This is a genomic window from Pseudescherichia sp. L3 (assembly GCF_024656065.1).
Classification (GTDB): Bacteria; Pseudomonadota; Gammaproteobacteria; order Enterobacterales; family Enterobacteriaceae; genus Pseudescherichia.
Genome location: NZ_JANKYC010000002.1, coordinates 176,256 through 190,601, shown reverse-complemented (window position 1 = coordinate 190,601; position 14,346 = coordinate 176,256). Strand labels below are relative to the sequence as shown.

15 protein-coding genes are annotated in these 14,346 nt (G+C 52.0%); all 15 read left to right on the top strand.

Going from position 1 to position 14,346, the window contains the following annotated elements; all coding sequences use genetic code 11:
- Positions 1-3,624 carry a type VI secretion system membrane subunit TssM gene (gene tssM, locus NR795_RS12470; RefSeq protein WP_257758404.1) on the top strand — a complete coding sequence of 1,208 codons (3,624 nt, stop codon included), beginning with the start codon at positions 1-3 and terminating at the stop codon, positions 3,622-3,624.
- A 16-nt stretch (positions 3,625-3,640) separates the two neighbouring features.
- Positions 3,641-4,348 (top strand): type VI secretion system-associated protein TagF, encoded by a 708-nt coding sequence (tagF, locus tag NR795_RS12465; RefSeq protein WP_257758403.1) that lies wholly within the window; start codon positions 3,641-3,643, stop codon positions 4,346-4,348.
- An 11-nt stretch (positions 4,349-4,359) separates the two neighbouring features.
- A complete protein-coding gene (gene tssA / locus NR795_RS12460; protein ID WP_257758402.1) occupies positions 4,360-5,376 on the top strand; it encodes a type VI secretion system protein TssA in 1,017 nt (338 codons plus the stop codon).
- A 75-nt stretch (positions 5,377-5,451) separates the two neighbouring features.
- The gene (gene tssB / locus NR795_RS12455) at positions 5,452-5,976 is read left to right on the top strand and encodes a type VI secretion system contractile sheath small subunit (protein WP_042387797.1); all 525 of its coding nucleotides are present in this window, start codon (positions 5,452-5,454) and stop codon (positions 5,974-5,976) included.
- 3 nt (positions 5,977-5,979) lie between these two features.
- Positions 5,980-7,479, top strand: a complete 1,500-nt coding sequence (gene tssC / locus NR795_RS12450) for a type VI secretion system contractile sheath large subunit (protein ID WP_144817766.1) — start codon at positions 5,980-5,982, stop codon at positions 7,477-7,479.
- 51 nt (positions 7,480-7,530) lie between these two features.
- Positions 7,531-8,037, top strand: coding sequence for a type VI secretion system amidase effector protein Tae4 (locus NR795_RS12445; RefSeq protein ID WP_144817767.1), 507 nt, complete (start codon positions 7,531-7,533; stop codon positions 8,035-8,037).
- Complete coding sequence (locus tag NR795_RS12440) at positions 8,034-8,459, top strand: type VI secretion system amidase immunity protein Tai4 (RefSeq protein WP_257758401.1); 426 nt, start codon at positions 8,034-8,036, stop codon at positions 8,457-8,459. Before NR795_RS12445 ends, NR795_RS12440 begins: the two co-directional genes overlap by 4 nt.
- A 41-nt stretch (positions 8,460-8,500) precedes the next feature.
- Positions 8,501-8,935, top strand: a complete 435-nt coding sequence (locus NR795_RS12435; RefSeq protein WP_186370571.1) for a Rap1a/Tai family immunity protein — start codon at positions 8,501-8,503, stop codon at positions 8,933-8,935.
- Positions 8,936-9,510: 575 nt separating this feature from the next.
- Positions 9,511-9,993: a type VI secretion system tube protein Hcp gene (locus NR795_RS12430; RefSeq protein ID WP_144817769.1), complete on the top strand. Its 483-nt coding sequence runs from the start codon at positions 9,511-9,513 to the stop codon at positions 9,991-9,993.
- Positions 9,994-10,107: 114 nt separating this feature from the next.
- Positions 10,108-10,407: a T6SS amidase immunity protein Tai4 family protein gene (locus NR795_RS12425; protein WP_374544362.1), complete on the top strand. Its 300-nt coding sequence runs from the start codon at positions 10,108-10,110 to the stop codon at positions 10,405-10,407.
- 63 nt (positions 10,408-10,470) lie between these two features.
- On the top strand, positions 10,471-10,872 hold the full coding sequence (locus tag NR795_RS12420) for a T6SS amidase immunity protein Tai4 family protein (RefSeq protein WP_374544355.1): 402 nt from the start codon (positions 10,471-10,473) through the stop codon (positions 10,870-10,872).
- A 262-nt stretch (positions 10,873-11,134) separates the two neighbouring features.
- On the top strand, positions 11,135-12,124 hold the full coding sequence (locus NR795_RS12415; protein WP_257758399.1) for a hypothetical protein: 990 nt from the start codon (positions 11,135-11,137) through the stop codon (positions 12,122-12,124).
- A 1-nt stretch (position 12,125) separates the two neighbouring features.
- On the top strand, positions 12,126-12,527 hold the full coding sequence (locus tag NR795_RS12410) for a hypothetical protein (protein WP_257758398.1): 402 nt from the start codon (positions 12,126-12,128) through the stop codon (positions 12,525-12,527).
- 108 nt (positions 12,528-12,635) lie between these two features.
- Entirely contained in the window at positions 12,636-13,028 is a 393-nt protein-coding gene (locus tag NR795_RS12405; RefSeq protein ID WP_257758397.1) for a hypothetical protein, read from the top strand.
- Positions 13,029-13,332: 304 nt separating this feature from the next.
- Entirely contained in the window at positions 13,333-14,346 is a 1,014-nt protein-coding gene (locus NR795_RS12400; RefSeq protein ID WP_257758396.1) for a hypothetical protein, read from the top strand.

Below are 14,346 nucleotides of genomic sequence, written 5' to 3'. Positions count from 1 at the left end.
ATGCTGACAACACTTCTCTCCATTCTCACCAATCGCCTGCTGTGGGGCTTCCTTGGTGTGACAGCCCTGGCGGCGGTGATCTGGATGATTGGCCCGCTGCTATCGATTGTCGATACCCGGCCGCTCGAATCAGAACAGAACCGTATCATCAGCATCGTGGTGCTCTATTTTATCTGGGCCCAGAGCCACATTGTGCCTCGCCTCTATAACGCCTGGCTCAACCGCAAGCTGATGGATAAGCTCAAAGAGGATACGACCGATCCGCAGTCGGTGGATCCGCAGCAGCGGCTGAATAGCGAAGACCAGATCCTGGCCAGCCGTTTTGATGAAGCGGCGCAGATGCTGAAGAAAGCCCATTTCAGCAAGGCGGGCAACCGCAACGCGCAGTGGACGCAACGCTTTGGCACCCAGTATCTCTATCAGCTGCCGTGGTATGTGATCATCGGCGCGCCGGGCTCGGGTAAAACTACCGCGCTGGCCAACTCTGGCCTCCAGTTCCCGCTGGCGGATCGCTTTGGGAAAACGGCCCTGCGCGGTATTGGCGGCACCCGTAACTGTGACTGGTGGTTTACCAATGAGGCGGTGCTGCTGGATACCGCAGGCCGCTACACGACTCAGGAGAGCGAGCAGGCGCAGGATGCCGGGGAGTGGCTCAGCTTTGTTCAGCTGCTGCGTAAATACCGCCGTCGCCAGCCCATCAACGGCGTCATCATCACCATCAGCATCTCCGATCTGCTGACGCAGTCCGCCGAGGCCTCCCGCCAGCAGGCGGTAAACCTGCGCCAGCGTCTGTCGGAGCTGCACGAGCAGCTGGGCATTCGCTTCCCGGTCTATGTCATGGTCACCAAGGTCGATCTGCTTAAAGGCTTCCGCGCCTGGTTTTCCGATTTCGATAAGGCCCAGCGTGACCAGATCTGGGGCTTTACCCTGCCGTGGGAAAAAGCTAAGCAGGCCGATTTTGACCTGATGGGGAACTTCGAGCAGGAGTTCTCCCTGCTGCAGCAGCGTCTGGATGCGGGCCTGCCAGAGACCATGCTCCAGGAGCACGATGCAAAAACCCGCGCCGAAGCCTGGCTCTTCCCGCAGGAGTTCGCTGCGCTGCGTCCGCTACTGGCGGACTACCTGAGCACGGTGTTTGCCCGCTCCAACTTTGAAACCGAGTTTTCGCCGCGCGGGATCTACTTTGCCAGCGGCACCCAGGAGGGCATGCCGTTTGACCGGGTGATGGGCGAGCTGAACCGGGCGCTTTCGCTGCCAGAGGGTAACGAGGCGGATAACTGGGATTCGGTAAGCAAAGAGGCCCCGATCCCGGGAGCCAAAGGGCAGAGCTTTTTCATTAAGAATCTGCTGCAAAACGTCATTTTCCAGGAAGCGGGCATCGCCGGGGAGAATCGCTGGTGGGAGCTGCGCAACCGGGCGGTGATCTGGTCTGGTTATGCCGCGCTGCTGGCCCTGCTGGTGATTTTAGGTGGCCTGTGGCTGACCAGCTACGGTAAAAACAGCGCCTACCTCAAAGAGGTGCAGGCGAAAGTGCCGGAGGTGGAACAGCAGAGTAAGGCGCTGCAAAACCTTCAGCAGCGTGACCTGTTTGCGCTGCTGCCGCTGCTTAATGGCCTGGTTGAACTGCCGAAAAGCAGCGAGTTTGATATCAACGAACCGCCGATCACCCGGCGGATGGGGCTGTATCGCGGGTATGACGTCAGCAACGCATCGCAGGCGCTGTACCAAAAAGCGCTGGAGCAGATGCTGCTGCCCGCCGTCGCGATGCACATCACCACCTGGTTACGCAATGACAACGGCAGCGACGTAGAGTACAGCTACGAAGCGCTGAAGGCCTACCAGATGCTCTACCAGCCGAAGCACTACGACGGCAAATTCCTGCACTCGTGGGTCATGCTCAACCTGGAGCGCAACCTGCCGCAAAACGTAACCCAGGCGCAGCTGCGCGAGCTGGAGTGGCATCTGACTCAACTGCTGGAGCCGCAGATCCAGGCGTCGCCTTATGCGCAAGACGAGGCGCTGGTGGCTCGCGAGCGGGCTCTCATCAACCAGCAGCCGCTCTCGACGCGGGTGTACGGTCGCCTGAAGCGCCTGCTGGAGCATGATGAAAACCTCAAGCCGGTATCACTGTCGATGCTCGGCGGACCGCAGAGCGAGCTGGTGTTTTCCCGTAAAAGCGGTAAACCGGTGAGCGAGGGCGTTCCGGGCCTGTATACGCCAGACGGCTACTGGAAAAGCTTCAACGGGCAAATCGATAGCGTCACTACCGCCCTGCATGAAGATGACGCCTGGGTGCTGGGAAGCACCTCGGCCCAGGAGGATAAGCAGCAGACCGACAACGCCGTACGTCAGCTCTATATGCGCGACTTTATCGCCAACTGGGACAGCTTCCTGGCTGACATTCAGCTCAACAACAGCGCCGATCTCTCCCAGCGCATTAACACCGCCCGGCTGCTCTCCAGCAGCAACTCGCCGCTGCGACGTCTGGTGATGAACCTGAGCAAGGTTCTGACCCTTTCCCGTGAAGCGCCGAGCCCAGCGGATGCCGCGCAGGCCAAAGAGCAGAACAACCGCGCCACGCGTACCCTGGAGGCACTGTTTAGCAATAACGACGGCGCGCCGAAGCAGGGAGCCGTGATGACCCAGGCACCGGAGCAGCTGGTGACTGACCACTACGCGCCGATGATAGAGCTGGCACAGCCCCTGGAGAAGGGCGGCAAAACCATCGTCTTTGATGATTTCCTCAAGCAGGTGGATGAGCTGTATCGCTATCTGACCGCCGTGCAGGATGCGGCGAACAGCGGCATGCCTGCGCCGGGCGGGGAAGCTATCAGCCGCCTGCAGGCCAGCGCGGGTCGCCTGCCGGGCGGCTTGCAGACCATGTTCAGCAATATGGCGGTCGGTGCAAGCAGCGATACCCAGCGCCGCGATCTCGATAACGTGCGTAAGCGAATTAATGTCGAAGTGGGCAGCTTCTGCCGTCAGGCTATCGCGGGCCGCTACCCGCTGGTGCGCAGCGCCAGCAGTGAGGTGACGCCGGACGATCTGGCGCGGATGTTTGCCCCAGGAACCGGCCTGATGGATGCCTTCTTTCGCGACAACCTGACCAATAAAGTCGACACCACTCAGTCGAGCTGGCGCTTTATGCCGGGCATTGATGGCAAAACGCTACCGGGCAGCGAAGGGCTGCTGCGTCCCTTCCAGCAGGCGCAGTCGATTCGCGATGCCTTCTTTGCCAGCGGTGCTGCGACGCCATCCTATAAGGTTACGGTGCGCACCGTCCGCATGGACAACACTATTCTCAATCTGACCCTGGACGTAGACGGTCAGATGTTGCGTTACAGCCACGGGCCGCAGGCGGTGCAGATCATGACCTGGCCGGGGCCAGGCGGAACAAACCAGGTGCGTATGCAGCTGGGGCTGGCGAACGGCAGCACCTCGACGCTGGTCACCAACGGCGCCTGGGCGCTTAACCGTTTCTTTGATAAAGCACGTATCAGCCCAGGCGGCGGCAGTCTGAGCCGGCAGGCGACGTTTACCGTAGATGGCCATCAGGTCACGCTGGAGTTTGCGCCAAACAGCATTCGCAACCCGTTCCAGCTTCCTCGTTTCTCATGCCCTTAATCGCAAGGATAGCCGTATGACGAATACCCCCGCGACAAGCTGGTACGGAAAATTACCCAGTGCCGGCGATTTTTTACAGCGTCGCTTTCCCGACTCGCTGCAGCGCCAGTGGTCGCATTGGTTTCAGGTAGGTCTGCACGCCTGGCAGCAGGAGGAGCTCCGCAGCGGCGAGCGCGACTTCAGCGCCGCGCCGGTGTGGAATTTTGTGGTGCCGCCCATGCTTGGCAGTCAGATGGTGCAGATGGGCTGTCTGCTGCCAGGGCGCGACAGCGTTGGCCGCCGCTATCCGGTGTGCGCCCAGCTCTCTTTTAACCCGACCGAGTGGTCGCCGCGCCTGCTGGCTCAGGCGGAAAGCTGGTATCAGCAGCTGGGTCGCGTCCTGCTGCACGCCGTGCGCAACACCTTCTCTGCGGAACAGCTGGATCAGGCGCTGATGGCCATTCCCTCGCCACAGCTCCCAGAGCCGCAGGTGCGCTCTGACATCCTTGATGTCATTGGCTATGAAGGCGAAGAGCGCTGCACGCTGAGCTGGCCGCAGGCGGCAGAGTGTTTTGACCCGCAGCGGCAGACCAGTTTTTGGTGGACCAACCGCAGCGATGGGTATCCGCTCTACACCCATGTTCACAGCGGTAACTTTACCGGACAGCTCTTTACGCTGCTGTTCGATCCCGCAGGCGGGGCCAGACCCGGACGTCACGGGCTTTATCCGCCCATGTTTGAATAAGCAGGTATCTGATGAGCATCGATCACTTTCTTACCCCGATAAGCCCGGAGAAACCCTGCGGCGACAATCTGGAATATGACGCTGACTACCAGGCGATGGAGCAGGCCAGCCAGGGGAAAGCCGAGCAGCAGTTTGGCACCACCATTATTCCCGCTGAGCCTGCCGACTGGACTACGGTGGAGAAGCTGGCCACCGGTCTGCTGGAGCGCACCAAGGATCTGCGGGTAATCATGGCGTTAACCCACGCCTGGACCAAACGTCGCGGGCTAGCAGGCTATGCCGATGGGCTGCTGTTAATCCAGCAGGCGATCTCGCTCTACTGGGAGCCGCTCTATCCGCTGCTGGAGGAGTATGGCGAAACCGATCCGATCTACCGCATTAACGCTCTGGCCGCGCTAAGCGATAAGTCAGATCTCACCGCCGCGTTGCGCGTTGCGCCGCTGCTGCGCTCCAGCGGCGATGAGATTTCGCTCCGCGATGCCCAGGCGTTGCTGGACGGCAGTAAAACCGAGTGTGCCGACTACCCGGGTGGCCGGGCGCGGCTCATTGACGAACTGGCGCGCGGCGGCCAGCCGGGTATTGAGGCGGTAGTGCAGATCCACGAGCGTCTGCAAACCATTCGCGAACTGCTGATTGGCTACCTGAGCGAAAGCGGCGTGCCAGAGATGGAGCAGCTGCAAAAAACCGTTGGGCTGGTGGCTAACGCCTGCCAGTCAGCCGACGGCAATGTGGCACCAGCGCCGCAGGACGCCGCGTCTGCAAGCGAGGAGACCCCCTCCGCGCCTGCGCCCCAGCCGGTTCAGTACGCCGCCGACTGGCGCAGCGTGCAGGTCACCAGCCGCGCTGACGCGCAGCTGATGCTGGAGAAAGCCAAGCACTATTTCGCTCAGCATGAACCTAGCCATCCCGCGCCGCTGATGATTGACCGGGTGCAGAAGCTAATCGAACTCAACTTTATGGACATCATTCGGGATCTGGCCCCAGATGGCGTGCATCAACTGGAAAACATTTTTGGGCGTCGCGATTGACGCATAACCCTGTAACGGCGTCTGGCCTGATGCTGGTCGCCACATTTTCACAGCGCATCTTTGATGGAGAGCATCATGGCAATGAGTAACAGTGGGCAGAAATTTATCGCACGTAACCGTGCGCCACGCGTACAGATTGAGTATGACGTAGAGATTTACGGTGCGGAGCGCAAAATCCAGCTTCCCTTCGTAATGGGCGTGATGGCGGACCTGGCGGGTAAACCGGTTGAGAACCTGCCTGCGGTTGACGAGCGTAAGTTCATGGAGATCGACCTCGACAACTTCGATGAGCGTATGAAAGCCCTGAAGCCACGCGTGGCGTTCCACGTGGACAACACGCTGACCGGCGACGGCAAGCTGAACGTCGATCTGACCTTCGAAAGCATGGAAGATTTCCTGCCGGATGCGATTGCACGCAAGGTTGAGCCGCTCAACAAGCTGCTGGAGGCGCGCACGCAGCTCTCCAACCTGCTGACTTACATGGACGGTAAAAATGGTGCAGAAGAGCTGATCGCCAAGATCCTTCAGGATCCGACCCTGCTCAAATCCCTGAGCCAGATGCCAAAAAATGACGATAGCGTAAAAGGTAACGAGGAGTAATCGATGAGCAATCCTTCTCAACAACATGAGCAGCAGGCGGGGCAGGCGTTTAGCCAGGATGAGTTCAGCGCGTTGTTGAACAAAGAGTTCCGCCCGAAGACTGATCAGGCTCGTTCAGCCGTAGAGAGCGCGGTAAAAACCCTGGCGCAGCAGGCGCTGGAGAACACGGTTACCTTTTCTAACGACACCTACCGTACCATCCAGAACCTGATCGCCGGTATCGACGAGCAGCTCTCCCGGCAGGTAAACCAGATTATCCACCACGACGAGTTCCAGAAGCTGGAGAGCGCGTGGCGTGGTCTGAGCTACCTGGTAAACAACTCCGAAACCGATGAGATGCTGAAGATTCGCTTTATGAGCATCTCCAAGCAGGAGCTGGGCCGCACCCTCAAGCGCTATAAAGGGGTGGGCTGGGATCAGAGCCCCATCTTCAAAAAAGTTTATGAGCAGGAGTATGGCCAGTTCGGTGGCGAGCCGTTTGGCTGCATCGTGGGCGACTACTACTTTGACCACAGCCCGCAGGATGTCGAGCTGCTGAGCGAGATGGCGCGCATTGGTGCTGCGGCACACTGCCCGTTCATCACCGGTACTGCGCCAAGCGTGATGCAGATGGAGTCCTGGCAGGAGCTGGCAAACCCGCGCGATCTGACCAAGATTTTCCAGAACACCGAATACGCCGCCTGGCGTTCACTGCGTGAATCCGAAGATGCGCGCTATCTGGGCATGGTGATGCCGCGCTTCCTGTCGCGCCTGCCTTATGGCATTCGTTCTAACCCGGTAGACAGCTTCGATTTTGAAGAAGAGACCGACGGCGCGAACCATGACAGCTACTCATGGGCCAATGCCGCCTACGCGATGGCCGCCAACATCAACCGCTCCTTCAAAGAGTTCGGCTGGTGCACCTCCATCCGCGGCGTGGAATCAGGTGGGGCAGTAGAGAACCTGCCGTGCCACACCTTCCCGAGCGATGACGGCGGCGTGGACATGAAGTGCCCGACTGAGATCGCCATCAGCGACCGTCGTGAAGCCGAGCTGGCGAAGAACGGCTTTATGCCGCTGATCCACCGCAAGAACTCCGACTTCGCCGCCTTTATTGGTGCGCAGTCGTTGCAGAAGCCGGCGGAGTATCACGATCCGGACGCGACGGCCAATGCCCGTCTGGCGGCACGCCTGCCGTATCTGTTTGCCTGCTGCCGCTTCGCGCACTACCTGAAGTGCATCGTGCGCGACAAGATTGGTTCCTTCCGCGAGCGTGAAGAGATGGAGCGCTGGCTGAATGACTGGGTGATGAACTACGTCGACGGCGACCCGGCTAACTCCTCTCAGGAGACCAAATCCCGCAAACCGCTGGCCGCAGCGGAAGTGCAGGTGCAGGAGATCGAAGACAACCCAGGCTACTACGCGGCGAAGTTCTTCCTGCGTCCGCACTATCAGCTGGAAGGTCTGACCGTTTCCCTGCGTCTGGTATCGAAGCTGCCGTCGCTGAAGAGCAACGAAGCGTAATAGTTAAAAAGCCGGGTTGTAGATCAACCCGGCCCTTCTCGGGAGCAAGTTATGAGTACAAGACCATCATTTGTTGCTGCGTGGAGCGCTGCAAAAAGTATTTATGATGCCAATGATTCAATTGGCAAAGTAAAAGAGGTTATAGGCGGTAAAGTTAAGCATAACTTTGAAATCCCTGAACAGCAGGGCGGCTGGTCAAATAGTTGTGCGGTTCGTATGAGCTATGTCTTGAATTATACGGGACACCCTGTTCCGCGTATCGCTGGACTGACTGTCTCTGGAGCCGATAACAAGTGGTATTTTTTCCGGGTTAAAGACGTCATTGCCTGGCTAACAAGGCAGTGGGGTAAGCCAGATATGATAGTGAGTTATCCCTCGCTTCCTGTGCAACAGTTGGCCAATAAAAAAGGTGTCATTTTATTTGAAGTTCAGGGCTGGAGTGATGCAGCAGGACATGCAACATTTTGGGATGGATTGACATGTTCAGATCATTGTTACTTTAACGACCCCAATAGCAATTACACAACAACCAAAGCAAATTTTTGGGAGTTACCATGAAAAATGAGCTTTTAGGCCTTGTTCTGTTTGCTACTGCAATGTCAGCAAATGCGACTGATGATCCTGTTCTGTTTATAAAGAAAATGCCGTATAAGCAAGTTGTAAAAGATATGGTTTTGTCACGCTGCCTTGCGCAAGTTGCAGATGATAAAAGTCAATTTTCTCTGGACGCCGCACGCAGCGGTAATGCATTGCTGGAGTGGGTGCCTTTCGATATTGAAAATGGCAATGATAAGGTCAATGCTCTCATCGATAAATATAAAGGTTTTACTAACGGGTTTCATTCTGAACGAAAACCTGCGATACAAGGCGTAACCCTAAACTGTTTACGGCTGTACCATAGCGATGAGCTTGATAAGTTAACTTCGCAAGTGATAATCGGCCAACCGGATCACACCTGGCTTGATGATAATCCACAATAGTAAGTCTTAACATTTTCTTGTTTTATCAGGATGAACCGGTTATGTCGCTAAAAAGCGTGCTCGCTGCGCTATTAGTTCTGCTTAGCCTTAGTGGAAAAGCGTGGTCCGTATCGGAATCGCAACCGGCGGATGATACCGCTAACGTTTTGCGCGATACGGCTTTGCTTTCTCGAAATGATGTCAATCTAAGCGGTGAGCACTTTCTCAATGCCTGGCTATCGAAGACTGATGAGCGTGAGCGCATAAAAGCGAACATGTATTTGCTGGGCGTAATGGATGCCACGGAAGGTAAGATATGGTGCAGTTATAAAATGGCTTTACCTGGATCTTTACGTGAGGGAGTGTTCAACTATATGGTTAAATTGACCCCCGAGCGTAAGAAAGAGCGAGCTTCTGTTCTCATCACTGAGGCATTAGCAAAAGACCTTGCCTGTGATGAGTTTAAAGAAGAACGAAATCGCACTCTGAGTGATTAAAGGAAAACCCTTATTCGCCAATGAGACATGTTATGAGTTCGCTTTACATGATTAACGCATTTATGCGTTCCATGAAATTCACTAAAATCATTTGCAAAAAGAAGTGGTTTTAGTGAATGCGGATAGGAGTTGTTAGTGCATAAAAAAATCGTCACATACTTAGCCGTTTATGCATTTCTTTTTATTTCGGCCATGCTTCTTTTCACTGTAGTAAGCTATTGCTTTTTTGTCTTTACGTGGGACGGTAGCACTATAAAGCAAGCGGTCAACGCACTAATTTTGGTAGTGTCACTGTCTGCATCAGTCGCAGTATATTATGTGGCGGAAAAGTTAAAATCACGGATTTAAATGTTGCTCTATTTTGCAATATTACTCATTCGCATAATAGTGCGCGAATGAACCAGATTTAGAGGGGGAGCTTTTGCTACCGCTCTGGATGATCTGAATGCTTTGACAGCGTTCAGGCTAGAGGCAGAGGTAAAATATGGACGGTTTTATTCAGCCCCATGCTTTCCTGTTTGCCATATAAGTGCTTTTTTGAAAGCAATAATTTTCAATCACGAAGAGTAGATACTATGGCTATTGATATGTTCCTGAAGGTCGAAGGTGTTACAGGTGAATCGAAAGATTCGAATCACACTGGTTGGACTGATATTACTTCCTTTACTTGGGGAGCGTCCCAGCCGGGTAACATGAGTGTTGGCGGCGGCGGCGGTGCCGGTAAAGTTAACTTCAACGACCTGCACGTAAATGCGCTGATCGACAAATCAACAACCGCTATCCTGAAGCATTGCGCCAGCGGTAAACACCTGACCAAAGTTGAACTTTCTATCTGCAAAGCAGGTGGTCAGCAGGTGGAATACGGTCGTATTACTCTGGAAGACGTGCTGGTAACGTCCGTTCAGTATACTGGTTCCGATAATGGCGATCTGGTTGGTATTGCTTACGCATTCCAGGCTGCAAAAGTGAAACAGCAGTACTGGGAACAGACTTCTGCTGGCGGTAAAGGGGCTGAGAGTAGCTCTGGCTGGAACATCAAAGAAAACAAAGAAGCGTAATTGCAGTGAGCCCGCAAGGGCTCACTTTATCTTTTTCGAGGCATTAGGATGACAGATAAATGGCATCTGGCCGTTTTGGGTTGTTTTTTGCTATCTTCGCAAGCGATTGGTCGTATGGAGTACTCTTCAGAAGAGTACCTCAAAAACTATGCTCTGAGCACGTGCCTTGCTCAAGGGTATCAGGCTGAAGAAGTTAAAAAAGATGCTTCTGCTGCTGCCAGGGGATATGTTGAGTTTGGTGATTACTCACTGAAAGCGCATACTGCCGTAGAAAAATTGGGCAAAACCTTCCTTGCTAAGACATATGGAAGCCAGGCGGGCGTACCAATGACAATGGCAAAATGTATCGATTTTTATCATAGTAAAGAGCTTGCAGATCTAGTTAAAAAGTATAAAGGTAAACAAGATAACTGAGCTTTCGAATAAATAGTTAAGTAAACCGTAAAGTTATTATCATTAAGCGGTTGTATTAAAGAGGTGTTCAAGAAAAGTCGATTACATAACCTCCTGGAGGCTAAAATAAAAAAACTATTGGCATTTCTCCTGTTAATCACCTTTTCCGACGTTTCTGCGCAAATGCTGCCGGAAGTAAATAGCTTTTCTCAGCAGCAAATTTTTAGTAACTGGGTGCAAAATCGCTGCATTGGCAAAATTGCTGATGGTGAGTCTTTAAAGAATGATGCTAAGGCCAGCGCATCTGCATGGTTTGAAGCAAGTAACGTGTCCGCTGAGTTATTCGAAGAGGCGGACAAAGCCATCGATAATCAGCTTAAAGAAAAGATTGGCGGCTCACTTCCGGGTGAGTATCAAGTGTTGAAGTGTACGCTTATCGCTAATAGCGAAGCTATTAAGAATATCTACGGTAAAGGCACCAGGTAGTTCTTGTAAGATTAAATAGCACAAGCTGTAATAGCATGGATAGCACAAATACATTACAGAGAATAGCAGGTTCGCAGTAGAATCATTTTTACAGACCGTATTTTGAAATCGTTTGCGATGCTACGTCAGGTTAACAGGTGTTCCTTTAACAGGCTGAGCTAATTTCAAAATCATTTTTAGTAAAAATGAGAAATAGTCTTCTCATGTTGCTTTAAAACAGCGGGCAGAGGTTGCTGTTAAAGCGATTTAACAGGGATTAGAGATGAGAACACAATCTACTGTAGCCCCCGGGTATTGCGTGGTACAGCAGCCGGGAAACTTAGATCTCCAGGCGCGTCTGCTGTTTAATAATCCGAACAGCGAAGCGGCCCGCTACTTTATGCATCTCAATCGGGATATGCGCTGGGTCAGGCCCGGACAGATTTTGATAGTCGCCGACCCGGCGAATCAGAATCAGGTGTATCAGCTTAATCACCTGATTATGGCGAAGCAGAAAGTTAACGCGGCCCTGGCAACAACAGATGACAATGTAGCGGCATTTCTGAACAAGAATTATCAGCACATTGCGGCACTGACCTCCTGGGGAGAAAAGGTTGTCGGAACGGCGGGAGATGCAGGGGAAAGATATTTTCACCAGATTGAGTCGATTCTGGTCAAAATAGAGCAGACCTACCAGAACCAGTTCCGTACGCAGGGCATGCTGATTGGTCAGCAGTTTTATACGGAGCGAAACGCGCTGTTCGCCCAGCTTAAGCCGCTGCTAAATAGCCTCGGCCGTATGTCGCTAAACATAGACCGCTACGAGAGCATCAAAAGAGCACTGGGTTTGTCCACACGCTCAATTATTCATGAGTGGAGCACGGTTGGGGTGGGCACCATCCCCGGATATGCCAGCTACATTATCCGGTCAGCAAAAGCAGCGAGCTTTATGAAAGCGGGCGGATGGGTGGCGTTAGGCTTCTCATTTATGAACACCTCTAACGACGTGTACCATGCCTGTACCACCGGGCGCGAGAGTGAGTGCGCAAAAGTGGCGATTAAAAATTACAGTAATTTTGGTGGTGGAGTAGCTGGTGCAGCTTTAGCTGCTTCCTTAACAACTCCGGTTTGCTTAGCACTAGGCGTACCTACTGTAGGTATGGGAACAATAGCCTGCGGTGTTATTGTCAGCGCGGCTGGTTCATCAATAGGAGCCACAGTCGGTGGATATGCTGGTCAAGTAACAAACTATTTGATTTATGGCGGAAATTAGTGTGGATGCCAAACATATTTATTCATTTTTTGTTTTGTTTCTATTTATAGTATGGATTCTAATTGTTGTGTCTTTTTTTATGGATTATAAAAGATACTCAAAAAGATTGGTGGGTATTTTTCAGATTTTAAAAGATAATAAATTATTGCATGTCAATGATTACCAGACTTTGGAAATGTTAGGTTTTTGGGGTTTTGGTGCAAGAGTAATGGTTCTGTTCTTAATTCTTAAAGGTAAGAGAGTTAAGTTAACTCATACTCGCTGGCTTGAGCCAGAAGCATGTCAGGTATTATTGAGAGGGGTTAATCTGGCATGGGTTAAAAATTATGGTTGTAAAGTCAAACTAGGTAGTGTTCTTTTATGTTTTTTACTAATATTAACTTTGTTTGGTTATGATTACTAATGAATATTGGTTGTATGGGGGAGCGATTATAATAGTTGCTGCTGTCTATCAAAAAATTTCATTGGCTTTGTATCTTAGAGGCGCTCCTTAGCAGTCAATGGAAATGTAATGTATAAGGACTTCCGGTTTATTGCGTTAATTTTAATTTTCATAGGGCTTGCTATCTCACTGGTAATTTACTTCCGATTTTATCGTAAATACTCCAGGCAACTTTCTGATGTGTTTAGTCAGCTGCAAAAAGAAAGGTATTTAGATGTTGAAGATTATCGGCTCTATGAGCAGTCAGGTGCTCCGGGCTTTGTTCATCGGGTAAACCTTATGCGAAAAATCCTTCAATGTAAGCCCTTGAAGAGAAGCAAGGGGCGTTGGTTAGAGCCTGATGCTGGTAAATTAATGCTATCACTGTATGATTTTTCATGGATCGGTAAATTCCAGAAGCTTTCATATTTTGTTGCAATATTAATGTTTTTGTTGGTTGTTCTCGTAATGACAGGTAAATAAAATTTTATACAGCAGATAATCAAGTGTTTCGATGCTCAACCAGGTTGGCTGTATTAAATAGCACAAGCTGTAATAGTATGGATAGCACAAATACATTACAGAGAATAGCAGGTTCGCAGTAGAATCATTTTTACAGACCGTATTTTGAAATCGTTTGCGATGCTACGTCAGGTTAACAGGTGTTCCTTTAACAGGCTGAACGAATTTCAAAATCATTTTTAGTAAAAATGAGAAGTCGTCTTCTCATGTTGCTTTAAAACAGCGGGCAGAGGTTGCTGTTAAAGCGATTTAACAGGGATTAAAGATGAGAACACAATCTACTGTAGCCCCCGGGTATTGCGTGGTACAGCAGCCGGGCACCTTAGATTTTCAGGCGCGTTTACTGTTTAATAATCCGAACAGCGAAGCGGCCCGCTACTTTATGCATCTCAATCGGGATATGCGCTGGGTCAGGCCCGGACAGATTTTGATAGTCGCCGACCCGGCGAATCAGAATCAGGTGTATCAGCTTAATCACCTGATTATGGCGAAGCAGAAAGTTAACGCGGCCCTGGCAACAACGGATGACAATGTAGCGGCATTTCTGAACAAGAACTACCAGCATATTGCGGCACTGACCTCCCTGGGAGAGAAGGTTGTCGGAACGGCGGGAGAGGCGGGGGAAAGATATTTTCACCAGATTGAGTCGATTCTGGTCAAAATAGAGCAGACCTACCAGAACCAGTTCCGTACGCAGGGCATGCTGATTGGTCAGCAGTTTTATACGGAGCGAAACGCGCTGTTCGCCCAGCTTAAGCCGCTGCTAAATAGCCTCGGCCGTATGTCGCTAAACATAGACCGCTACGAGAGCATCAAAAGAGCACTGGGCTTGTCCACACGCTCAATTATTCATGAGTGGAGCACGGTTGGGGTGGGCACCATCCCCGGATACGCCAGCTACATTATCCGGTCAGCAAAAGCAGCGAGCTTTATGAAGGCGGGCGGATGGGTGGCGTTAGGTTTGTCGTTTATGAACACCACTAACGATGTGTACCATGCCTGTACTACCGGGCGCGAGAATGAGTGTGCGAAGGTTGCGGTAAAAAAATACAGTATTTTTGGTGGTGGTACGGCTGGTAGCTTAATAGCTGGTGGGTTTGCTACAATGGCGGCTGATCCGATCTGTCTTGCTCTTGGTATACCTACTGGTGGCATAGGGACCGTTGCTTGCGGTTTTGGAGTTGGGTTGGTATTTACAGCAGGGGGCTCTTGGCAGGGGAATACTGCAGGTATTGAGATAGGTAACAAAATAAATTCATTATTTTTTAGTAGTAATTGA

Bases quoted from the DNA above. Each gene is read 5' to 3' on its own strand.
- tssM (WP_257758404.1), top strand. From the start codon at position 1: ATGCTGACAACACTTCTCTCCATTCTCACCAATCGCCTGCTGTGGGGC.
- tagF (WP_257758403.1), top strand. From the start codon at position 3,641: ATGACGAATACCCCCGCGACAAGCTGGTACGGAAAATTACCCAGTGCC.
- tssA (WP_257758402.1), top strand. From the start codon at position 4,360: ATGAGCATCGATCACTTTCTTACCCCGATAAGCCCGGAGAAACCCTGC.
- tssB (WP_042387797.1), top strand. From the start codon at position 5,452: ATGGCAATGAGTAACAGTGGGCAGAAATTTATCGCACGTAACCGTGCG.
- tssC (WP_144817766.1), top strand. From the start codon at position 5,980: ATGAGCAATCCTTCTCAACAACATGAGCAGCAGGCGGGGCAGGCGTTT.
- NR795_RS12445 (WP_144817767.1), top strand. From the start codon at position 7,531: ATGAGTACAAGACCATCATTTGTTGCTGCGTGGAGCGCTGCAAAAAGT.
- NR795_RS12440 (WP_257758401.1), top strand. From the start codon at position 8,034: ATGAAAAATGAGCTTTTAGGCCTTGTTCTGTTTGCTACTGCAATGTCA.
- NR795_RS12435 (WP_186370571.1), top strand. From the start codon at position 8,501: ATGTCGCTAAAAAGCGTGCTCGCTGCGCTATTAGTTCTGCTTAGCCTT.
- NR795_RS12430 (WP_144817769.1), top strand. From the start codon at position 9,511: ATGGCTATTGATATGTTCCTGAAGGTCGAAGGTGTTACAGGTGAATCG.
- NR795_RS12425 (WP_374544362.1), top strand. From the start codon at position 10,108: ATGGAGTACTCTTCAGAAGAGTACCTCAAAAACTATGCTCTGAGCACG.
- NR795_RS12415 (WP_257758399.1), top strand. From the start codon at position 11,135: ATGAGAACACAATCTACTGTAGCCCCCGGGTATTGCGTGGTACAGCAG.
- NR795_RS12405 (WP_257758397.1), top strand. From the start codon at position 12,636: ATGTATAAGGACTTCCGGTTTATTGCGTTAATTTTAATTTTCATAGGG.
- NR795_RS12400 (WP_257758396.1), top strand. From the start codon at position 13,333: ATGAGAACACAATCTACTGTAGCCCCCGGGTATTGCGTGGTACAGCAG.